Raw genomic sequence first — 21,283 nt, forward strand, 5'->3', positions numbered from 1 at the left:
GAAATGAAATCTTTTTTCTCTTCACTTTACTTCTATTCGGTTTTCAATGTACATACTTTAATAATAATGGTGGAGACTAGCGGGATCGAACCGCTGACCTCCTGCGTGCAAAGCAGGCGCTCTCCCAGCTGAGCTAAGCCCCCAAAACAAGATTTAATGGTGGGCCTAAGTGGACTCGAACCACCGACCTCACGCTTATCAGGCGTGCGCTCTAACCAGCTGAGCTATAGGCCCATTAAATAGTGTATTGTTTATATTATATTATAACTCCATGAATGTTTCATTTAAAAACATTCAAAACTGAATACAATATGTCTGCCGCTTAATTCCGCTCGTGTGGTTTATTTGTTTCGCACGTCTACGTGCTCAACCGACTGAAGTCACTAATAAAAAGATGTTAGTCAATCAGAGAGATTGACTAACATCTTTTTTGTTATTCGTTAATTATATTTTAAAAGCTCTCTGGTCTATAAAAGTTACGTGATTCTAATGGGAAGATTCTATCTGTAAAACTACCTTTGTCAGCTTTATTGATATGCTTATCCATCATCATAATTCTCGCATCAATATTATCAATGAAATGAAGAATTTCTGCTTCTTTAATCATTGGCATCTTAGGTGATCCGTACTCTAGTTTACCATGATGGCTCAGGATTAAATGTTTTAATAACATCACTTCTTCACCTTCAATATTAAGCTGTTCTGCAATTTTATTTATTTCTTCAACAGCTATGACAATATGACCAATTAAATTACCTTCATTAGTATAAGTTGTTCCAATTGGTCCAGACAATTCTTTAACCTTGCCAATATCATGTAAAATAATACCTGAGAACAATAGGCTTCGGTTTAGTGTCGGGTAAATATCACACAATGAATCAGCGACTCTCAGCATGTAGTAAACATGGTAAGCTAAGCCGGATACGAAATCGTGATGATTACTCATTGCTGCCGGGAACACCGAGAATTCTTTCCTATACTTCGTTAATAACTGACGTGTAATTCTCTGTAGACTACCATTTTCTATTTTCAAGCAGTAATCTAAGATTTTATCGTATAGTTCATCACCATCGATAGGTGCTTTTTCAACGAAATCTTTAGGTTGAAGTCCATCTTCTGGTGTTGCTAGTCGGAAATTTGCAATTTTCATCTGCTTTTTCCCTCTATAATCGATAATATCTCCTTTAACTTTGATTAAAGTTTCTGGTAATAACACTTCAATCTCATCTGGTGTTACATTCCAGTGTTTAGCTTCCACTTCACCTGTTCTATCTTGGAGAATAATCGTCATGTAGGGCTTACCTTGTGTCGTTACACCTTGCTGGGCTCTTTTAATTAAAAAGAATGTATCTACTGAGTCGCCAGCTTTTAACGATGATATATTATTCATTCTTGATCCTCCTATTTATTTTTTTCCTTTAGTCGAATCGTCTGCGCTGACGGGATACTTGTATTTAAATTACAAGTGAAGTATAGCACTTGATCATTCGTTTTTGTTCTGAAGTAATCTAATATCGTCTTCGTTCTCTCACTATCGAAATGTACGAATGCATCATCAATAATAATTGGCAGTTGATAGTAGCCCTTCAAGGCTCTAATAAGACTAAGTCTCAAGCTGATATAAAGCATCTCTTTAGTTGACTGTGACAGTTCCAATGGATGGAATATCTGTCCATTCTTATGTTTTACGAAGATACCTTCTTCATTGTAAATCACATTGATATAACGACCCTTAGTTACAAACTCAAATGTCTCTCTCGCTTCCTCGATAACGATTGGTAGACGTTCATCCTTAATTGCCTTGATATGAGTTTCAATTAAAATCTTAATATACGTTAGTGACATAAACTCCTCAGAAAGGCTTTGTACTACACTTTCTTGCATACCGTATAAATGATTTAGTTCACTGAGTTTACCATCACTTTCAAGGACTTTAATTTCATTATTTAATTCAACTAATGTTTGTTGTTCACTTTGGATTTGTTCAGAGACAACATCTATCTGCTGATTAATTTCATCTTCATCATTTTTAAGGTCAGCCAAGAGTCGATTAGATAGGTCATTTCTAAGATCATAATCAAAGTGCTCTTCGTCAAGTTTTTCACTAAGCACCTTAAAGCGATTTACATCAGCTGTATATTCTTCATGCTTTCTAGCATAGTAGTAATACTCTTCTTCATCATCCGCTTCAACATAATCTAAGAGTTCATTGAGCTCTCTTTGAGACGTACGATTGCGTTCTTCTAGGACCGAAATTTCGTTCTCAAGTAAGTCTGCCTGCTCTCGTAAACGATAATATTTAGATTCATCGGCACTTAACTTGTTCGCCAGTTGATTTGCTTCATGGAAAACAGCATTTTTAGAATAATGAATGCCTAAATTACTGACTTCTTCACTGACTCTTTGATCAAAATCATTGAGTGCATTGTTAATGTCATTTAACTGATTTTTTTCCTTATCGATTTGACGGCGTTTTTGTTTTATATCTCTAATTGTAAATATCGCATCAACGATATATTTCGCTTCGATATCAGGGTTTACTTTCAAGTCATTTTTAACACTTAAAAGTTGAGTATTTAGGTGATCTTGATTTGCTTCATTAACGGATAAAGTCTCATTTAAATCACCCAGTTTCACTTCAAAAGAACTACGTTTTGCACGTAAAGACTTTAGTTCTTGTCTTAAGTCTTTTGCTTCTTCGATATCAAAAGCAATGTCGTAGTTTTGTTTAAGTGACTCAATGTCTTGTTGCAGGTTCATTACCTCATCTTGATAATCTGTTTTCAAGGTATCTTGTTCCCGGTTATTTGTGATAACAAGTATAAACAAGGCAGCTGCACCTATAGCTAAACTCAAGCCACCATATAAATAACTGTCATTAATAATAAAAGTAACACCGATAATAATCGCGACTAAGCTAATGGCAATTATTAAAGCTGCCTGCCAATTTTTTACGCGGTCTCTTTCCCGCTTTTCACGTTCGTAATCTTTTTCTATCAGTTGATACATGCGTTTTTTCTCAACGAGTTCAAATTCCTTATCTAATAACTCACGTTTTTTTGCCATTCTCTGGTCATCTATTTGAATTGACTCAGATGCTTCAATTTCAGCGTCCAGTTGCTTAATGTCGCCATTTAAATGATCAATTTCTCGGATCAAATACTGTTCTTCAAGCATGATTTCGTCATATTTAGATAAGAGTGATTGTACAGTTTCTCTGACAATATTAGAATCATCCACATCTAAGTGTTCTTCCTGCCAGCCAATGTCCCTTTGATTATTCAGGATACTGTCTTCTAAATTAGAAATTGAATTGGAAAGTCGGACAACTTCTAAGTTTTGTTGTCTGATTTCAGGCTCTTCTTTTTGTAATCGGTCTAAATATTCCATTACCGACTTATCTGGTAATTCTACATGTTGAATTTCATCAATTAATGTTTTAAGTTTTTCCTGGCGTAAACCAATATCCCTTGCAGATTGCTTAATATGATTTCTCAGAGACTCATAGCGTTCAATTCCACGTTCAGGGAAGTTTACCGGCTCTATATCTAATTTACTTTCTAACTGCTTCCAATCTTTAATATCTTTATGGTACATAACTTCTTTCATCTTCTGTTTACGTACCATATCCAATTGATTTAGCGCATGTTTTTTAGCATTTAAGTTCTCAAGTGTCTTAACTTGTTCTCCGACTAAATATTTATAGCGGTCCTCCTGCTTTTCAACAGATCGTATTTTTTCGTTAAGTTCCTTTAAGTGTTCTAGTTCTACATTAATAGTAGGATTAATACCGTTACGCTTATAGAGTGTTTTGAGTTCTTTATCGATAGCGCCAAGCATCTCATCATATTCATGAGAACCTAGTGCACCTGCTCTTAAAAGATATTCTTGAAGCTTATCTTCAGTCATGTTCTTATGAATATCTTGTAAGCCTAAAACATCAAAGGAGAAGATTGAGCGATAGGTTCTCTTATCGATGTAGTTTAGCTTTTTAGCTAACCACTCCTCGCCTCTCATCGTACCGTCCTTAAAATACACTTTGACGTCGCCTTGAACTTTACCTTTAAGACGTTCGATTTCAACAGGTTCTTCCTCATCGTTAAACTGAACCGTCAGTTTTCCACCATATAAGTTATGCATACGTGGCTCACGACGGGGTTCTTGTTCTTTTTTAGTTGGGAAACCAAAGAGTACTGAATGAATAAAGGACATCATCGTAGACTTACCGGCTTCATTCTCACCGAATACCTGAAGAAAATCCTGGTTTGTATTGTATTCTTGCTTTATTAATTTACCGTATCCATATATATTTACCGAAAGTATTTTCATATGCTCACTACTTCCTCATTAACATTTTCAGGCGATCTTCACCCATCTTAAGCAGTTCATCTTGAGAAATCTCACCAATTGGTGGAAGATATCGATTAATATTAGGATCCATATACATCGTATTTACTGCTTCTCTAAAGAGTTCTTCGTTATTTGAATAACTTTTCTTAATATCATTTAATAAAGCAATTTGCTCAGCATTATTATAAGTGACCTCGATATTATCAATCCACACAAACTGATCAATATTGACTTCGTCTTCTTGGAGCAGTTCAATTAGTTCATTGAAGTCCATTAATGACATTTCTTCTTCCCCATCATAATTGAGCGTGAGATTGATAATATATTTATTTTTTTCTCTTAAGCCTTGTTTAAACTCAACAATTTTTTGATAGAGCTTCTCTTTTTTTAGCGTGTCTACCTTAAGTTCAAAATTATTAAAAACAACTTCTTGTACAGGTACAAATTCAGTTGATAAACGAACGTCATCACCTTGAACGAGTATGAATCCTTTTTCGCCTGTTTCATTCTTATGACGACCTTGGATATTACCCGCATAGTGAATCAGTGGTAAATCTGATAGCTGTTGACGCACGTGAATGTGACCAAGTGCCCAGTAGTGATAAAGTTTATTGTTTAATGCTTCTAAATTAAATTCTGTATAACGTTTTACATCGTTGTCAGTCTTCGCATAAGTACCGTGTAAGAGTCCAATATGAATCCCTCTATTATCTGTATTCGTCGGATACTCATCTAGCTTATTCTCATAAGATTCATCTAACAAGTAAGAGAATCCATGTAAATATATACGTTCACCCTTATTACTCATCATTTCATAAGTTTCAACATTCTCCCTGAAAACCGCAACATTTTCCGGCCAGTTTGTTTTAAAACCTGAAGATAATGGATCATGGTTTCCGTGAATCATATAGACAAATATTCCCTTATCTCTCAATCTATTAAATTGATTTTTTAAGAATATTTCAGATTTTAAAGAACGGTTAGCCTGATCGAAAACATCTCCTGAAATAAGTATAAAATCAACGCGTTCCGAAATTGCAAAATCAACCATACGCGTGACACTTTTATATGTGCTTTCCATGAGTATTTCTAATATACTAGCGGGCATTTTTGTCCGAGATTTAAATGGACTATCTAAATGCAGATCAGCTGCATGGATAAATTTTACCAATGGATTCATCCTTTCTTAGGCGAAAAATCTATTCCCCAACATTATAACAAAAATGAGAGGCCGTAAGGCCTCTCATCTATAATTAATTTATTGATTGTTGATTTCGTACAACTCTTCAATAGGCTTCATAATCACACGGTTTAAGTCTTGGATAAGCTGACTCATTTTTTTTTCTGCTTCCATTAAACCTTTAATGTTTTCATCGTTCTCAATTTCTTGAGCTGAGCTCTGAGCTTTTTGAATGTCTTCTTCAAGAAGTTCTTCACCTTGCATTTGTTTTTGTTGTAGAGTCATTTGTAATTCTCTAAACTCATCAAAAAGTTTTTTAGATTCTTCATTCTCGTTTACTTTAGAATAAAGTTCCTGCATTTGTTGGAATTCTTCTGATTGACGTAAAGCACTCTCTAGTGCGTTCGCCTGATCATATACATTAGTCATTTGAAAAAAAGCTCCTTTTAGTTTGATAATTTTACATTAACACAAATTATGCAATTAGAAAAACAATACTAACATGCCTTGGAACAATCCGACAATACCCCCGAGTAAATAACCCAGTAGCATAATCATTTTAAATTCCTTATTTGCTACATCCATTACTAATGACTCAAGTTTACTTAACTCAAAGCTATCAATTTGTTTCTTAATCACGTCAGCAAGCTGAAGCTTGTTGATGATCTTCGTCATATTCTTTGATGAATAGGCAATGAAGTCGTCTTTCAATTTGTATTTACCCTTTTCCTTAAAGCGTTCAAACAATTCAGGATTAAAGTTGACAATTGGTGTATTTAAAATCTCCCTAATATCTATTTTTTCTTGTAGGACTTCGACAATGCTATTGATAATTTTGTCCCTATCTTGGATTGAGACTACATCATCTAAGCGATTATTTTTAAATTTCTCATACTCATCTAAAATCACTTTTTTCTCTATATCAATCATCTTATCCTGACTGATAAGTTTAAGTAGCTCATCTTGGACTCTATGTGCTAAAGACTCTTTAGTCATAAAGTATTTAAGCCCTTTTGCTATTCGTCCCCTATTCTCTATAAATTCATCCACCATAGTAAATATGTCATTATAACCTTTTTCACTCGACAAATAGCTACTGATCTTGTTGTTGATATCATAAGCAAGGTGATCCACTTTTTGATCTAAGGACGCTAGCGCATCATCAGGAATCAAACTTCCCACTTCTCTTTGGTAAAGCTTTTGTCCTTCATCTTGGACTTTCGATTTAATTTCTTCATTAAAAAAGTGAATTAACTTGTCAGTCAATCCGTCAGACAGACGTTCTAAAAAGTATGATGGGGTTAGCTTTTCTTGTTCAATCGTTTCAATCTGACGATCGATGAAATGCATAATTAAATTATTCGTTTCAGGGCTTTGTAATTTATCCCTAAAAACTTCTGGTGTTAATAAGTGACCAGTAACAATTTCACCGAGTTTCGTCGATGCTTCGTCACGTCGTAAAGGAATGACACCCGGCGTAAATGGCAGTCTCTTACCGAATAAATATTTTGCCTCATATGGTCTAAATAACATTTTAATTGCGAGTGTATTTGTAAAACCACCAATTAAAGCCCCTGTTATAATCATTATTGCAATTTGTAAAATTGGATTCATTGAATTTCACCTCTTATTCGCCTTAATAACTATATACAACTTTAGATACAATTTAAAGGAAAAGCATTAAAAAAGAAGCCTAAGGACACATCATCTAGTCTTTAGGCTTCATAATAAAGTATATTATCTGTTACTTACACGCTCAAAATACGTTCTCATTTCTCTCTCGATATATGAAGCATGTAGGGGTTGGTTCTTATCACTAATTACACGATAAATTGAATTCGTTTTGTTGAATTCCAATTTGTAACCTTTGTTTGATTCTAAGGTTTCCCAATAAATATTCCCTTTATTGTAGTTAGGGTAAATTGCTGAACCTCTGGATAACACTTGTACTAATTCTAAAGGATCTCCACCGAACGTATTGGTTAATACTTCACTATTTCTAAATAGTGCACAGAGTGACACACTCGTCGTCCAGTTAGGTACGATGCGTTCTTTTTCTATTTGTACTAGTGTCTTTTTGGATAATCCAATTGTATGGCTCATAGCATCTTGTGTGTAACCAGCCTCCGTTCTAACTATTTTGAACTTCGACTGTAGAATTTGTGTGAATTCTTGCTTATCCATTTAGATCGTCCCTTCATCTCACTGCGATTAACTTATATTAACCACCTATTATATCACTTTTTGTCTATTCAATATTTTAAATGATAATTATTACAATTAAAAGAGCTTTGGGAAAGAATTCACTAATTATTCACTATTATAACGATATTATCATCGATTAAAATAAAATCGTTATAATCTGATAACATACAAAAAAGTGAGGCGTCCAAAGACGCCTCACCACAACTAATTATTTTTCAACGATTTCACCGTCGACGTATTTATGTTTACCCTTGATGAACTTACCTTCTTTAACATTTTGTTGATGGTCAATGATCATAGCCACTGTCGCATCTCCTGTGATGTTCACTGTTGTACGTGTCATATCAAGTAATCTATCAATCCCTAAGATGATACCAATGGCAGCTGGATCAAGTCCAACAGCAGTTAGTACCATGGCAAGCATTACAAGTCCTACACCAGGAACACCAGCTGTACCGATACTTGCAATTGTTGCGATAATTACCACTGTTACCATCTGCATGATTGTTAAATCAACACCAGACAATTGTGCAATAAATACTGTCGCAACCCCTTGCATTATGGCTGTACCATCCATATTAATCGTTGCACCTAAAGGCTGAACGAATGCGGAAATACTCTTTCTGACTTTCAATCTATTCTGAGCCGTTTCTAAAGAAACCGGTAGTACAGCAGATGATGATGAAGTACTAAAGGCAACAGTCATAGCTGGAGTAAAGTTTTTAATGAACCAAACAAAGCTTTTCTTCGCTAAGAAGGTTACTGCAGAACCATAGACAACTGCAAAGTGAATAAACAAGGCAAGTAATACACATAAGAAATACATTCCGAGCTGTTGAATCGCACCAAAACCAGCATGAGTAAATGCTGTTGCTACTAGACCAAAGGCACCAAGTGCTGCGAAGTATTTCATGATTGCTAAGACAATCCACATAATGACTTCGTTAGCTTGTTCAAATAATTTAACGATTCCACTAGCTTTTTCCTTAACCGCAATTAAACCAACACCTATGAAAATCGCGAAAGCTATGATTTGTAACATATCCTGCTCTGCCATTGCCATAAAGATATTATCTGGAATAATATTGATTAGCGTCTGGTCAAACGTTTGTTCCATCGCTAATTCAGTATCTCCACCTTCAAGTTCTGTCTCACGATATTCTGTCACTTCATCAGACTGAAGTAAATTCGATTGACCTTCCCCTGGTTGTAAAATTAAAGCAATTCCCATTGCAATCGTAATTGCGATTGCAGTTGTAGTTAAATAAAATATTAACGTTTTAACACCGATTGCTCCAAGTAGTTTAGGATCACCTACACTAACAACACCCAATGTAATTGAAATGAATACTACAGGCACAACGACCATAAATATTAGATTTAAGAATAATTGCCCAAGTACATTGAATATGTACTGATCAATCCATAAGACCCAACCTTGGTCTACCATGGTATTGAAAATTGAACCTACAGCTATACCTGCTATTAAAGCGATTACAATATAAATTGTTAATTTGTTACCAATCTTCAAGTATATATCCCCCTTTATTTATATTCTCTGAATATGTATTCAAGTATACTGTCTATAACGATGATTTGTCTATAGAATTATTGTTAATATATATTTACAAGTCTTTTAAACATGCATGGTTAAGCGTTTACACAAAGTAAAGTTTTTTAAAATTTATGCAACTAAAATTCGATAATATTAAATTTTATTGCATAAATTGCCGCTTGTGTTCTATCTGAGACTTCCAACTTATTCAGAATATGACTCACATGTGTTTTTACAGTCTTTTCACTCACAAATAATGTCTCTGATATTTCTTTATTAGACAAACCGTTGACGATTTCTTTTAGCACTTCCATCTCACGACGTGATAAGACATTTTTTTCATGTGGTAAAACGCCACCTTCATCTATAATCTTCAATATATCCGGATGAACGACCCGCTTACCTTCAATGACATCTCTAATAGAATTGGTAAGTTCATCGATATCCATTTCCTTAATAATATAGCCATCTGCCCCAGCCCTAAACACTGGGCGAATGTATTCTTCACTCGTGTAACTAGATAAGACGAGCACTTTTATGTTTTTGTATTTTTCTTTTAGTTGAGTGGTTAGCTCGATACCATCCATTTCAGGCATGACTAAATCGATGAGTGCAAGATCAATTTTCTCTTCAGTGGTCGATAAAAAATTTAGCGTATCTTCACCACTATCAAAATCGTTGATGACCTTTAAATCCTCAGTAGTAGATAAGAGAAACTTCATACCTTCTCTTACAACCTGATGGTCGTCAGTTAAAATAATGTTGTACATACTAGCGACTTCCTTTCGGTATATTAATATTTATAACGGTCCCTTGACCTTCACTTGTTCTTATATCAAACTGTCCCTGCATATTCATTGTCCGTTCCTTCATATTAGACAATCCATGACTAAATTGATCGGTCGTTGAAGGATCAAATCCTCGTCCGTCATCTTGAATGGATATATCTATACATGATTCATCATTAGAAATTAAAATTTTTACAGCGCTTGTTTTTGCATGTTTTCTGACATTATTCATACCTTCTTGAATGATTCTGTAAATTTCTATCTCCATTTTATCTGGAACATTGTAAAAACCACTTACAGATACATGGACTTCAAGCTGCAAAATCTTCCCGTAATTTTTAATTGCCTCAACAATACCATTTTCTAAGCCAATCGGTTTAAGTTGCCAAATCAATGCTTTCATCTCTTCCATGGCGTATTTAGCAGTATCCTCTATTCGAGTAAAAGCCATGGCAGATTGTTTTGTGTCTTTTATAGCTTGAGCTGCATGAGACGTAATACCAATAGAAAATAACATTTGGTTAACTGAGTCATGCAGTTCTCTAGCGAGTCGTTGACGCTCTTGAATAATCATGTTCTCTCTTTCTCTCACGGTTAAGTCCAAACGTTTTAAGGAAGACCCTAATTGGAATGCAACTGATTCTAATAGATCGAGTTCATCTTTTTGAAACTCTTTGGTCGATGGTGTCGCAACGTTTAAAAGACCGAAGGTTTCATCACCAGACATTAATGGTACTGTAGCGTGATGGGTAAAATCACTATTCTCATACGGTCTTTCACGAGCGGCTCTTTCTAATCTAGAACATGCGACTATATTGGTTGCCTTAGATAGTTCGTTCTTATTAAATTTATTGACACACCAGCACTTGTCCTGACATAAATAACGATTATCATCGTATTCTAACGAAGGTGGTAATTGATAATGTGCGCTAAGTTCATGTACACCGCGTTCATTAATAAAGAAGATCCATCCAGTTTCAAATATAGAATGATTAATGAGTAGTTTCAAAGCACCATCTATCATGGACTGACGATGTGTCTCTGCATTTAGAAACTCTGCGATATCTTTTAATAATTGAAGTTTACTTTTCATAATGTTCACCACACAGATAAGATATTGTAAGAAATTTGTTACACTTGAGATTAGTATTATCACTTATAATATAACAGTAGGTTACAAAAAAATAACGAAGGGATTGACTAACAATGAAAAACAACAGGTTGTTCACTCAACTAATTTTCATCGTTTCATTGTTCGCCACACTCGGATCACTGTACTTTAGTGAGATTCGTCTGTATGAACCATGTGAAATGTGTTGGTATCAACGTATACTTATGTATCCAATTGTAATCTTGTCATTAATTGGCGTAATCAAGGAAGATAATAATGTGAGACTCTACGCCAGAGTGATGAGTGGAATTGGTATATTAGTCTCTACATACCATTATGGCCTACAAAAAATCCCTGCACTTGGTGAGAGCGCCAACGCTTGTATGGGTGTTTCTTGTACAGTACAATATATAAATTGGGGTGGATTTATTACCATTCCCCTACTTGCACTGACAGCATTTATCATTATTTTTATTTTATCATTCTTTATTAAAAAAGATTAAAGAGGAGAATTATTAAATGGGAAACAAAGTATTTTACGGGATTATTGCCCTGATTGTAGTAGTGTTTATAGCCATTTTCATTGTAGTAAGTAATCAGTCGAGTGATCCAGAATCATTAAGTGAGAGTGGGTACTACCCATACACTGATAAAGAACCAGACGAATTGAGCGGTCCAACAATTGACACTCTTGATAACGAGGATTACCAATCAAACAAAACACCAGCTGAAGTAGAAGAAATTGTTAATTCTGGTGAAGGTGAATTCGTTTATTTCTGGAGTCCAACATGTGTACACTGTCAAGAAGCAACTCCGATGTTAACTGATGCACTTGATAATATTGACAATGAAGTTACACAACTTAACGTATTGGAATACGACCAAGCTTGGGAAACATATGGTATCAACGCGACACCAACTTTAATTTACTTTGAAGATGGAGAAGAAGTTGAGCGTTTAGAAGGTAACCCAGGATCCACTGAAGGTTTTGAAGAGTTCATGACTGCTGCAGCAGGCGAATAATATGAAATTTATACTTCAAGAAAAGTTCAATGGTAAATCCATTGAATCTGTCCTGATTGAGTGTCATGTGCCTAAAAAAGAATTGCACTGGCTACGCATGTCTAAAGATATAAAAGTAAACAATGAAGTTCGAAAACTGACAGATACTGTTGTCACTGGAGATCGAGTGGATTTACCAGACTTTAATCACAAGAGTAATTACAAAGAAAGTGGTCAGCAAGCAAAGATTGTCTTTGAAGATGACAACCTTCTTGTTGCTCAAAAATCCGCTGGTCAAAAAGTACATCCCAATGATCCAGGTGAACATAATACATTAGTGAATGACGTTATTTCATCAACAATTAGTCCCTATGTTGAACCAGTTCATCGACTTGATGTTGATACAAGTGGTATCGTACTATTTGCAAAAAATGCATACATGAAGAAAATATTGGACTATATGTTAGCGAAAAATGAAATCGAACGCATTTATAAAGCACATGTGAAACTCGGTAGTAAAATCAATAAACAAACAGTTAATGCACCGCTCGGACGTAAACCACATACCAATCTTTACCATGTGACTCGTGAAGGTAAAACCGCAATCACTCACATCATAGAAGTGAAAAAGTTAAAGCACTATGAAGAATTAACTGTCGAATTAGAAACAGGCAGAACCCATCAAATTCGAGCACATCTTAAACAATTAAACGCTCCGATTATCGGTGACAAACTATACGGTGGACCAACTTCACCATATATGCATCTCTACGGTTACCAGGTTTTATTTACCAATCCCTTAAGTGGAGAAAAAGTTAATGTAACAATGGTTAAAGACTAAGAAAGACGACTGGCATGTGTCAGTCGTCTTTCTCTTAAAGTAGTATATTAACTATTAATTATTCATTCAATATATATCCTATTTTCTAAAACGACTCTTGATACGTTGTAGTATATTACTACTCTCATCTAACATTTCCGTTTTCTTCTCTTCACCATTTTCAATGGCACGCTTCATCAACTCTTCTTGGACACTTAATGGCGGTAAATCATTCTTCACATACTCATAAGTACCATCTGAAAGTTGTCTACGAGCCTTTGTATTATCTCGTAAATAAAGTTCGTTGATTTCAAGTAGTTCATCCACTATTCTTGGATCATTAATCGGGAACAGTATTTCTACACGTTTAATCATGTTCCTTGTCATAATATCTGCAGATGAGAGATACATGTTTCTCTCACCATTATTATAGAAGTAATAAATTCTTGAGTGTTCAAGGAAGCGTCCCACAATACTGATTACAGTAATGTTATCACTGACACCTTCTATGCCAGGTTTCAAGCAACATATGCCACGAATAACAAGATCAATTTTAACGCCTTCTTGAGAAGCTTCTAGCAACTTATCAATAATTTTCTTATCTGTTAAAGAGTTCATTTTGGCATATATATAACCATTACCATGAGTTTTGTGACTTTCAATTTCTCGGTCAATTCGCTCTGAGAATAAATCTCTTATTTCAAATGGTGCAACATGTAATTTTTTATACTCTGGTTTTAATGAGTATCCACTTAAGTAGTTAAAGAAGTTTACAGCATCATCGCCAATATCTGGGTCAGTCGTAATAATCCCCATATCCGTGTACAATTTTGCTGTCGAATCGTTATAGTTACCCGTACCTAAGTGTACAAACTTAACAATTTTCTTATTCACTTTTTTAACGACTAAAGTAATCTTACTATGCGTTTTTAAGTAGTTCATGCCGTAAATAACATGACAACCCGCATCTTCCAATTCTTTCGCCCAGTGGACATTATTTTCCTCATCAAATCTTGCCTTTAATTCAACTAATACGGTCACTTGCTTACCGTTCTCCGCAGCGAGCTTTAATGATTCGATAATCGGTGAATCACTTGAAACACGGTATAGCGTCTGTTTAATAGCAAGCACATCCTTATCATTGGCCGCTTCTTGAACGAATTCAACAATTGGCTTGAAGGATTCATATGGGTGGTGGAAGAAAATATCCTCTTTCAATGTTGTTTCATACACATTTCTATTCCCTAAAAACTTAGCTGGCTGTGGGAAGAATGGTTTAAATACCAGATTTGGAAAACGATTCTTCAGGTCACTAACAAGTTCAAATAGGAATGTTAAATCTAATGGTCCATCAAATCGATACACATCCTCAGGATGTAATGATAACTGTTCTTCTAAGAAGGAACCGTTGATTGTTTCATCTCTACTACGATCAATCTCTAGACGTACTGCCGCACCTTTTGTTCGTTCTTTTAAGAAACGCTCAATTTCAATTAATAGGTCAGCGGCACCCTCTTCATGAATGGTCAAGTCAGCATTTCTAGTAATTCGGAACGGGAAAGTTCTTTCAATTTTATAACCATTAAATAGTTTATGAACATATTCATTAATGATATCTTCAGCCAAGACAAAATACGTCTTATTATCTTCATGCAACTCAAAATAACGTCTTATGACAGTGGGCAACTGAACAATTGCTGTCTGTTTACCGACTTCATTAGAAAGATCGACAAATAAGTTTATTTTTTTGTTCATTAGTTTTGGAAAAGGTCGATATGCATCGATACCTAGTGGTGTTAAAGACGGTAATATCTGATCATCAAACAACTGCTCCAACTGTGTTTGAAGTGCTTTTGAAAGCTCAGACGGCCGCTTTATAAAAACATTCAATTTCTCTAATTCACCAATTAAACTGTGATAAGTTTCATATTGAATTCGGCAATTTTCACGGTTTAATTCACCGATACCTTGAAGCTGTTCTTCAGGTGTCATCCCAGTTTTCGTATCAGGTTCTGCATAATTCATTTTCACTTGGTCTTTAAGCCCAGCCACTCTAACCATAAAAAATTCATCGAGGTTGGAACTTGTAATTGCGACAAATTTAAGTCTTTCGAGAAGAGGATTACGTAAATCACTTGCTTCTGCTAATACTCTATAATTAAATCTCAACCAGCTGAGCTCTCTGTTATTATAATATGATTTATCGTTTAATTTATAAGTCATTTGTATCCTCCTAACCTCGATTATTATAGCGCATGAATATTAAGATTCTGTAAATTCAATCCATAATTTTTCACCAAGTATCTTCTCAAAATGTTTCTTTTGTCTAAGTGCATAATACTCTTCGGCAATAGGGTCCCCATTGTATTTAACAGTCAGTGTATAACCATCATCGGTCTTAGTCAGTCGGAGACTATCCACAATACCTGTATTAGAAATATTTAAAGCGTTTGAGAATTTAACGAGTGAACCAAGTGACTGAATTTCACTCATTTCATCATCGTCGAACCATCCTGTTTCCTTAGCGTAAAAATCGAGTAAGGATTTGTTTTTAAAACTTGCTATCAATGCTAAACGGACACGATTTTTATGAGTGATACCATTGATATTTGAATTAGATATCAGATAATAAGTATGTTGACTAGAAGCATCTCGATCAATAAAATCTCCAAGATAGTATATGCTAGCAGCTTGTTTCATAATCATTTTAGTTGTTCTAGATAAGTTCAAAATGTCATACCGTTCTAACTGATGGTAGAGACGGTCCACTATCTCAGTACGCTTCTTAGAATCATTTTCATCGATATTAAAATCATTGGTTAGTTGACTGATCGAATCATCAAACACCCTATATTTATTAAAGGCAACTGGGTAATCTCGGCTAATGATTTTCATTGCCATACCCTCTCTTAGCCCTTTTCTACTAAACTTAAATTCATTTGAATCAACAATATCTAACAATGAACTGAAAACAAGGTTCGCAGGTAAAATCAAATCTGCTCTATCCTTACTCAAGCCATCGATATCATCCATATCATCAGTCTCTGTGTTTTTTAATAACTTATAGACATCATTTAAATCGCTCTTAGTCATTGTATAACCATGAACACCAGCGATAGGGTATGATGTCATCGACTGGTGAATGCGAGCAATGTTTCTCGCACTCCCACCAATCGCAACAATCGGTACATTTCGGTCTAATAACCAATTCACTTTTTTAAACTGTTCTTCGATGAATTTCTTAGCCTCTTTGATTGCCTTCTTGTCATTGTGATCTTTGTCAGTGAAGAAATCACGACTCAAGGTAACCGCACCAAATGGTAAGCTCGTTTTATAAATTAAATTCTTATCTTCGTAGTAGGTTAACTCTGTACTTCCCCCACCAATATCAATCGTCACCGCGTCATAATAGCTGATAGTATGAACAGCAGCTTCATATCCGAAGGTCGCCTCTTCATCACCTGTGATAATTTTTACATCGAGACCGAGCTCCGTATTTATGCGTTCGACGATTTCATCTCTGTTCTCTGACTGACGAATTGCAGCAGTAGCAACAGGGTAAATTTCATCAATATTGTACTTATCAGAAATTTGCTTAAAGCTTTTTAAGACTTTCATAAGTACGAGGATACCTTCTTCTGACATGTTCCCGTCTTTACCAATATATTGGGCAAGACGCGCAGGTGTTTTAATATTTCTTTCTTCTCTTAAACCATGTTCTTCAGTATATTCAAATATAACTAAACGAATCGTATTTGATCCGATATCAATTAAGCTGATTTTCTTCATTGAAAAACCCCTACTCTTTAGACTGAATCATATCTTCAGGTCGAATCCACTCATCAAATTGTTCCTCAGTCAATAAGCCTGATTCAATGGCAGATTCTTTAAGTGTAATACCTTTTGCATGTGCATTTTTAGCAATTTTCGCAGCATTTTCATAACCAATATGTGGATTTAAAGCCGTTACAAGCATCAATGAGTTATTTAAGTACTTATCGATATTTTCGTTAATCGGCTCAATACCTACAGCACAGTTATCATTAAAACTATTCATTCCATCTGCAAGTAAATAAATTGATTGTAAGGTATTAAATAGAATTACCGGTTTAAAGACGTTCAACTCGAAGTTACCTTGTGATGCACCAAATGATACTGCAGTATCATTACCGAATACTTGTGCAACAACCATGGTTAACATTTCTGACTGTGTTGGGTTCACTTTACCTGGCATGATAGAAGAACCAGGTTCATTTGCAGGTATTTCAATTTCAGCAAGTCCTGCTCGTGGTCCAGATGCTAACCATCTTACGTCGTTCGCAATCTTCATTAAATCTCCTGCAAGTGCTTTTAGGGCACCATGAACATAAACGACTTCATCGTATGATGTCAGTGCATGGAATTTATTTGGTGATGAAACAAATGGTAGATCAGTTTGTTTCCCAAGTTGTTCAGCAACCATTTTACCGAATTCTGGATGTGCATTAATTCCAGTACCAACAGCAGTACCACCAATTGCAAGATTAGTGAGTTGTTTTTTAGATTGATTGATAAGTTCTGTTGACTTTTCTAACATGTAAGACCAGCCAGAAATCTCTTGACCCAATGTCAGTGGTGTCGCATCTTGAAGGTGGGTACGCCCAATTTTAATTATATCTTTGAACTGCTCCTGTTTAGAAACGAGTGTGCCATGTAATTTAGCTAAAGCAGGTACGAGTTGACTCTCTACTGCCTGTAATAAGGCAACGTACATAGCAGTAGGATACGTATCATTCGAAGATTGTGATTTGTTCACATCATCATTTGGATGTACGACTTCATCAATCCCTTTTTCTTTTAGATATTCGTTAGCAACGTAACTCACTACCTCATTTACGTTCATATTACTTTGTGTACCGCTACCTGTCTGCCATACAACAAGTGGGAAGTGCTCATCTAAGTCACGTGCAATCACACGGTCACAAGCATGAACAATTGCATCCTTTTTAGAATCTGATAATTTTCCTAGTTTATTATTAGAAATTGCTGCCGCTTTTTTTAAATGAGCAAAAGCAACGATCACCTCTATCGGCATCTTTTCTTTACCTACTGGAAAGTTCTGACGGCTTCTTTCTGTTTGTGCTGCCCAGTATTTATCTGCTGGTACTTTAATTTCACCGATTGTATCGTGCTCAATTCTAAATGACATAAAAAAATCCCCCCGAAATATAGTATTCACTTACTAGTTTATACTATATTTCAAAAGGATTCATTAACAAATATATTATGCAAATTTATATGTGTAATAATCGACGATATCACTATCTAAATCAGCAGCTGCATCTATATCAATTACAACTGTCACCATGCGGTGATTTTTAATTTCACTTAAACTACTACCACCATCAAGTGCCGCTTCATATAAAGCTCTGACTGCATCACTTGAATTTGAACCTGAGGCATAGACAAACAATTCTTTAGCCTTAAATAAGTCCTCATTGTCATTGTTAAAACCGACTTTTTTGTTGTCATTCAGATTTAAGACAGCAACATTAACTTTTTTCTTACCTTTACTGTCTAGATCATCAGCTGTACCACCTTCATCAATTTGTGAAGAAGGTAAATCTAATTTTTTAAATACTTCTAAGCCATCTTTACCCACTGCATAAAGTTGGATTTCAGATAAATCTGCAGGGTGATTACGCAGTTCACCAACTAGTTTTTCATAGCTTCTTGATAATTCTACATTAGTATCTAATGCTAAAATACTTTCAGGATTATTGTGGATTTGTTTTCTGAGTAGATCTGCTAAAAACAAATCTGCGACTTCTTTAGATTCAAATATTTTAAAATTCATTGCCATTTTAATTTCCTCCAGTAATGTTCAGCTTCAAAAATAAGGTCATTTAAAATTATCTTACCCCAAAATCAAAACAATATAACCTATTCTATACAATATTATTTGATTTAAATGATAAAACCTCTTTTTTTGAAGTTGTCCTTTTTAATCTTGTCATTTTAGTTTATAATAAAGATAATTCAAGTAAAAGTAATGGGGGCAAATCTACAATGAAAGCATTTTTAATTCTGATGGTTTGTATTGCTTTCCTAACTTCAATTCTTACTGCTGGCCGCGAAACTACATGGGGCTACAAGGATGACGGGGAAACAAAAATTAGAGAATAGTTAAATAGCAATGCTATATTATTAACAGCCAAGTGTTCAAACTTGGCTGTTTTTCTTTTTACTCTAACTTTCTGAACCCTTTTAATTGAGAATCCTTATCAATCAAATGTATAATAAAGCTAACATAATGATGAGGAGTTAGATTTTATGCAAATTTATTGGACGTCACTTAAGAAAGTTATCGACGAGTCACCTACAGTAAAAACTTTTGTTTTTGAGTGCCCTAGCGACTACGACTGGGATGAAGGTGCACATATTCATTTAGCTTTTGAAGGTTTTAATGCAGGTGAGAAACCAGACCGAAGTCTAATCAGACATATGTCCATTTCAACAACGAACGATGAAAAAGATATTGGTATTACGACACGTATTAATGAAAACCCCTCTCTTTTTAAACGTAAATTAAATGAAATGCCTATCGGTGGTAAAGCTGCTATTTTTAAAACACATACAAACGTGCCTTTAAAACGCGAGAATAAAAAAATCTACATGCTTTCAGCTGGTGCGGGTTTAGCAACCTTACGGCCGTTAGCACTTAAATTTTTACAAGACCAATCCAACGTCAATAGCATTCAATCCTTAAACGTTGATTCTACTGGTCATTATCTCTTTACGGATATTTTCAATAATGAAGAAGTTGAAAAAATTACATCACACTTTGTTGATAATCGTGATGATTACTACAGTGAAGCAAACAAATTAATGGCTGATAAAGATGGTATATTCTACGTTGTCGGTAGTGATGAATTTCTAAAACAAAACATCGAAATCCTACTTAAAAATGGTATTCCAAAAGACCAAGTGATTCTCGATAAACACCCTGGACAAAGAGAGTCATTTATATAAAAAAGAGAGCTCATTGACCTGAGCTCTCTTTTTGACTTATTGACCTAAAAATCCTTGTTCTTTTAAGAACGCATCCACATCAAGTCTTTGTTTCTTACTAAGCATATTTAGGACTTGGTCACTCCACTTATCCGCACGTTCATTGTTAGTACGACTTCGATAGTAGTCACTAATACGCTGATCATACGCTTCAATATCGTCTTCAACTTCATCAATTTTATTATAAGTATTTTCATGGTATACCGCTTCAAATGGTAATCTCTCTTTTTGTGACCCTTCTGATTCAGGATGTCCTGTTACCATGCCAAACAGTGGGAAAGTCCCTTCAGGCAGCTCGAGAATCTCTGATACCTTTTCTACATCGTTACGTAGTGAACCAATATAGCAAATCCCTAAGCCCATGCTTTCTGCAGCAAGTGCCATATTTTGAGCCGCAAGAGATGCATCGACCACTCCTACGATAAGATTTTCTGTTTTATCGTAAGAAATTTCTTTATTTGCTTTTTTAGCAAGCTCCTTATGACGATAAAAATCAACGACAAAAACAAAGAGATGACCATTGTCTTCGACGTAACTTTGGGTACTAATATCTTTTAATGCTTTTTTCTTCTCAATATCCGTTACACCAACAATAGAATAAGCTTGAACGTAAGATGAAGTGCTGGCGCTTTGTGCTGCACCAACTAAGGTTTTTATTTCATCTTCGGTCAGTTTGGTATCTGTAAATTTTCTTAACGAACGGTGATTATTAATCAAATTAATGACTTCATTCATAGATGACGACCTCCTACTTTAAGTTTGGATAATTTTGTTGTCTTAGAGCTTCATAAACGAGTATACCGACTGTATTCGCGAGATTCAATGAACGTACTTTGTCCGTCATCGGTATTCTCATCAATGAATCTTTATATTCATCTTTTAACCAACCTGGTAAACCTTTCGTTTCTTTGCCGAATATAAAATAATGCGATTTGTCAAAATCAGAATAATCCATATCACTAAATGTTTGCTCACCAAACTTAGAAATCATATAGTACTTGCCTTCATTTTTTTCAAAAAATTCTTCGATTGAATCATACTCATATAGCTCTAGATCTTTCCAGTAATCTAACCCTGCACGTTTAACGTACTTATCTTCTAGACTAAATCCGTACGGCTTGATTAAATGTAGAGGTGTGCCTGTTGCAACACACGTTCTTGCTATATTGCCTGTATTTTGTGGAATTTCTGGTTGGTACAACACAACGTGATTCATATTTTT

At 35.1% G+C, this 21,283-nt stretch carries 19 protein-coding genes and 2 tRNA genes; 4 read left to right on the forward strand and 17 right to left on the reverse strand.

What is annotated here, in order from left to right; translation table 11 throughout:
* Nucleotides 1-67: 67 nt before the first annotated feature.
* The 11 genes from EYB29_RS07815 to EYB29_RS07865 all read right to left on the reverse strand — a co-directional run bounded on the left by EYB29_RS07815 (nucleotide 68) and on the right by EYB29_RS07865 (nucleotide 11,171).
* Nucleotides 68-143, reverse strand: a tRNA-Ala gene (locus tag EYB29_RS07815).
* A 14-nt stretch (nucleotides 144-157) separates the two neighbouring features.
* Nucleotides 158-234 (reverse strand) — tRNA-Ile (locus EYB29_RS07820).
* 217 nt (nucleotides 235-451) lie between these two features.
* Nucleotides 452-1,390 (reverse strand): 3'-5' exoribonuclease YhaM, encoded by a 939-nt coding sequence (gene yhaM, locus EYB29_RS07825; RefSeq protein ID WP_026866582.1) that lies wholly within the window; start codon nucleotides 1,388-1,390, stop codon nucleotides 452-454.
* An 11-nt stretch (nucleotides 1,391-1,401) separates the two neighbouring features.
* On the reverse strand, nucleotides 1,402-4,329 hold the full coding sequence (locus EYB29_RS07830; RefSeq protein ID WP_166627047.1) for an ATP-binding protein: 2,928 nt from the start codon (nucleotides 4,327-4,329) through the stop codon (nucleotides 1,402-1,404).
* 7 nt (nucleotides 4,330-4,336) lie between these two features.
* On the reverse strand, nucleotides 4,337-5,521 hold the full coding sequence (locus EYB29_RS07835; protein ID WP_026866580.1) for a metallophosphoesterase family protein: 1,185 nt from the start codon (nucleotides 5,519-5,521) through the stop codon (nucleotides 4,337-4,339).
* An 87-nt stretch (nucleotides 5,522-5,608) separates the two neighbouring features.
* Nucleotides 5,609-5,959, reverse strand: a complete 351-nt coding sequence (locus EYB29_RS07840) for a YlbF/YmcA family competence regulator (RefSeq protein ID WP_166627048.1) — start codon at nucleotides 5,957-5,959, stop codon at nucleotides 5,609-5,611.
* Between the two features lie 54 nt (nucleotides 5,960-6,013).
* The gene (locus EYB29_RS07845) at nucleotides 6,014-7,144 is read right to left on the reverse strand and encodes a DUF445 domain-containing protein (RefSeq protein WP_166627049.1); all 1,131 of its coding nucleotides are present in this window, start codon (nucleotides 7,142-7,144) and stop codon (nucleotides 6,014-6,016) included.
* Between the two features lie 123 nt (nucleotides 7,145-7,267).
* Nucleotides 7,268-7,714 carry a helix-turn-helix transcriptional regulator gene (locus EYB29_RS07850; protein ID WP_026866577.1) on the reverse strand — a complete coding sequence of 149 codons (447 nt, stop codon included), beginning with the start codon at nucleotides 7,712-7,714 and terminating at the stop codon, nucleotides 7,268-7,270.
* Nucleotides 7,715-7,943: 229 nt separating this feature from the next.
* Nucleotides 7,944-9,266, reverse strand: coding sequence for a dicarboxylate/amino acid:cation symporter (locus EYB29_RS07855; protein WP_026866576.1), 1,323 nt, complete (start codon nucleotides 9,264-9,266; stop codon nucleotides 7,944-7,946).
* A 161-nt stretch (nucleotides 9,267-9,427) separates the two neighbouring features.
* Nucleotides 9,428-10,060, reverse strand: a complete 633-nt coding sequence (locus tag EYB29_RS07860; protein ID WP_026866575.1) for a response regulator — start codon at nucleotides 10,058-10,060, stop codon at nucleotides 9,428-9,430.
* A gap of 1 nt (nucleotide 10,061) precedes the next feature.
* Nucleotides 10,062-11,171, reverse strand: coding sequence for a GAF domain-containing sensor histidine kinase (locus EYB29_RS07865; protein ID WP_026866574.1), 1,110 nt, complete (start codon nucleotides 11,169-11,171; stop codon nucleotides 10,062-10,064).
* Between the two features lie 113 nt (nucleotides 11,172-11,284).
* Between EYB29_RS07865 and EYB29_RS07870 the strand changes: the two genes are divergently transcribed.
* Genes EYB29_RS07870 through EYB29_RS07880 form a run of 3 tightly spaced genes read left to right on the forward strand, consistent with a single transcriptional unit; the run spans nucleotide 11,285 to nucleotide 13,032 of the window.
* Complete coding sequence (locus EYB29_RS07870) at nucleotides 11,285-11,692, forward strand: disulfide oxidoreductase (RefSeq protein ID WP_026866573.1); 408 nt, start codon at nucleotides 11,285-11,287, stop codon at nucleotides 11,690-11,692.
* A 16-nt stretch (nucleotides 11,693-11,708) separates the two neighbouring features.
* Nucleotides 11,709-12,212, forward strand: coding sequence for a thioredoxin family protein (locus tag EYB29_RS07875; RefSeq protein ID WP_026866572.1), 504 nt, complete (start codon nucleotides 11,709-11,711; stop codon nucleotides 12,210-12,212).
* Nucleotide 12,213: 1 nt separating this feature from the next.
* Nucleotides 12,214-13,032 (forward strand): RluA family pseudouridine synthase, encoded by an 819-nt coding sequence (locus EYB29_RS07880; RefSeq protein WP_026866571.1) that lies wholly within the window; start codon nucleotides 12,214-12,216, stop codon nucleotides 13,030-13,032.
* 78 nt (nucleotides 13,033-13,110) lie between these two features.
* On the opposite strand, the gene EYB29_RS07885 is transcribed toward EYB29_RS07880, so the two are convergent.
* The 4 genes from EYB29_RS07885 to EYB29_RS07900 form a co-directional block, all read right to left on the reverse strand.
* Nucleotides 13,111-15,234 carry an RNA degradosome polyphosphate kinase gene (locus EYB29_RS07885; protein ID WP_026866570.1) on the reverse strand — a complete coding sequence of 708 codons (2,124 nt, stop codon included), beginning with the start codon at nucleotides 15,232-15,234 and terminating at the stop codon, nucleotides 13,111-13,113.
* 39 nt (nucleotides 15,235-15,273) lie between these two features.
* The gene (ppx, locus tag EYB29_RS07890; protein ID WP_026866569.1) at nucleotides 15,274-16,800 is read right to left on the reverse strand and encodes an exopolyphosphatase; all 1,527 of its coding nucleotides are present in this window, start codon (nucleotides 16,798-16,800) and stop codon (nucleotides 15,274-15,276) included.
* Between the two features lie 10 nt (nucleotides 16,801-16,810).
* Nucleotides 16,811-18,199 (reverse strand): class II fumarate hydratase, encoded by a 1,389-nt coding sequence (gene fumC / locus EYB29_RS07895; RefSeq protein ID WP_026866568.1) that lies wholly within the window; start codon nucleotides 18,197-18,199, stop codon nucleotides 16,811-16,813.
* 75 nt (nucleotides 18,200-18,274) lie between these two features.
* Nucleotides 18,275-18,853: a sugar phosphate isomerase family gene (locus tag EYB29_RS07900; protein ID WP_026866567.1), complete on the reverse strand. Its 579-nt coding sequence runs from the start codon at nucleotides 18,851-18,853 to the stop codon at nucleotides 18,275-18,277.
* Between the two features lie 470 nt (nucleotides 18,854-19,323).
* Here EYB29_RS07900 and EYB29_RS07905 point away from each other — a divergent pair, with 470 nt between their 5' ends.
* On the forward strand, nucleotides 19,324-20,022 hold the full coding sequence (locus EYB29_RS07905) for a ferredoxin reductase domain-containing protein (RefSeq protein ID WP_026866566.1): 699 nt from the start codon (nucleotides 19,324-19,326) through the stop codon (nucleotides 20,020-20,022).
* A gap of 36 nt (nucleotides 20,023-20,058) precedes the next feature.
* Here the strand turns inward: EYB29_RS07905 and nfsA are convergent, their stop codons facing one another.
* Nucleotides 20,059-20,796 carry an oxygen-insensitive NADPH nitroreductase gene (gene nfsA, locus EYB29_RS07910; protein ID WP_026866565.1) on the reverse strand — a complete coding sequence of 246 codons (738 nt, stop codon included), beginning with the start codon at nucleotides 20,794-20,796 and terminating at the stop codon, nucleotides 20,059-20,061.
* A gap of 13 nt (nucleotides 20,797-20,809) precedes the next feature.
* The gene (gene trmL, locus EYB29_RS07915) at nucleotides 20,810-21,277 is read right to left on the reverse strand and encodes a tRNA (uridine(34)/cytosine(34)/5-carboxymethylaminomethyluridine(34)-2'-O)-methyltransferase TrmL (RefSeq protein WP_026866564.1); all 468 of its coding nucleotides are present in this window, start codon (nucleotides 21,275-21,277) and stop codon (nucleotides 20,810-20,812) included.
* Nucleotides 21,278-21,283 lie beyond the last annotated feature (6 nt).

This window comes from Jeotgalicoccus sp. S0W5 (assembly GCF_011634875.1).
Classification (GTDB): Bacteria; Bacillota; Bacilli; order Staphylococcales; family Salinicoccaceae; genus Jeotgalicoccus; species Jeotgalicoccus marinus.

Excerpts from the sequence above, each read along its gene's own strand:
- EYB29_RS07905 (WP_026866566.1), top strand. The coding sequence starts at position 19,324 with ATGCAAATTTATTGGACGTCACTTAAGAAAGTTATCGACGAGTCACCT.
- trmL (WP_026866564.1), bottom strand. The coding sequence starts at position 21,277 with ATGAATCACGTTGTGTTGTACCAACCAGAAATTCCACAAAATACAGGC.
- EYB29_RS07880 (WP_026866571.1), top strand. The coding sequence starts at position 12,214 with ATGAAATTTATACTTCAAGAAAAGTTCAATGGTAAATCCATTGAATCT.
- EYB29_RS07875 (WP_026866572.1), top strand. The coding sequence starts at position 11,709 with ATGGGAAACAAAGTATTTTACGGGATTATTGCCCTGATTGTAGTAGTG.
- EYB29_RS07860 (WP_026866575.1), bottom strand. The coding sequence starts at position 10,060 with ATGTACAACATTATTTTAACTGACGACCATCAGGTTGTAAGAGAAGGT.
- EYB29_RS07830 (WP_166627047.1), bottom strand. The coding sequence starts at position 4,329 with ATGAAAATACTTTCGGTAAATATATATGGATACGGTAAATTAATAAAG.
- EYB29_RS07885 (WP_026866570.1), bottom strand. The coding sequence starts at position 15,234 with ATGACTTATAAATTAAACGATAAATCATATTATAATAACAGAGAGCTC.
- EYB29_RS07850 (WP_026866577.1), bottom strand. The coding sequence starts at position 7,714 with ATGGATAAGCAAGAATTCACACAAATTCTACAGTCGAAGTTCAAAATA.
- fumC (WP_026866568.1), bottom strand. The coding sequence starts at position 18,199 with ATGTCATTTAGAATTGAGCACGATACAATCGGTGAAATTAAAGTACCA.
- EYB29_RS07865 (WP_026866574.1), bottom strand. The coding sequence starts at position 11,171 with ATGAAAAGTAAACTTCAATTATTAAAAGATATCGCAGAGTTTCTAAAT.
- EYB29_RS07845 (WP_166627049.1), bottom strand. The coding sequence starts at position 7,144 with ATGAATCCAATTTTACAAATTGCAATAATGATTATAACAGGGGCTTTA.
- nfsA (WP_026866565.1), bottom strand. The coding sequence starts at position 20,796 with ATGAATGAAGTCATTAATTTGATTAATAATCACCGTTCGTTAAGAAAA.
- EYB29_RS07840 (WP_166627048.1), bottom strand. The coding sequence starts at position 5,959 with ATGACTAATGTATATGATCAGGCGAACGCACTAGAGAGTGCTTTACGT.
- EYB29_RS07870 (WP_026866573.1), top strand. The coding sequence starts at position 11,285 with ATGAAAAACAACAGGTTGTTCACTCAACTAATTTTCATCGTTTCATTG.
- ppx (WP_026866569.1), bottom strand. The coding sequence starts at position 16,800 with ATGAAGAAAATCAGCTTAATTGATATCGGATCAAATACGATTCGTTTA.
- EYB29_RS07900 (WP_026866567.1), bottom strand. The coding sequence starts at position 18,853 with ATGGCAATGAATTTTAAAATATTTGAATCTAAAGAAGTCGCAGATTTG.
- yhaM (WP_026866582.1), bottom strand. The coding sequence starts at position 1,390 with ATGAATAATATATCATCGTTAAAAGCTGGCGACTCAGTAGATACATTC.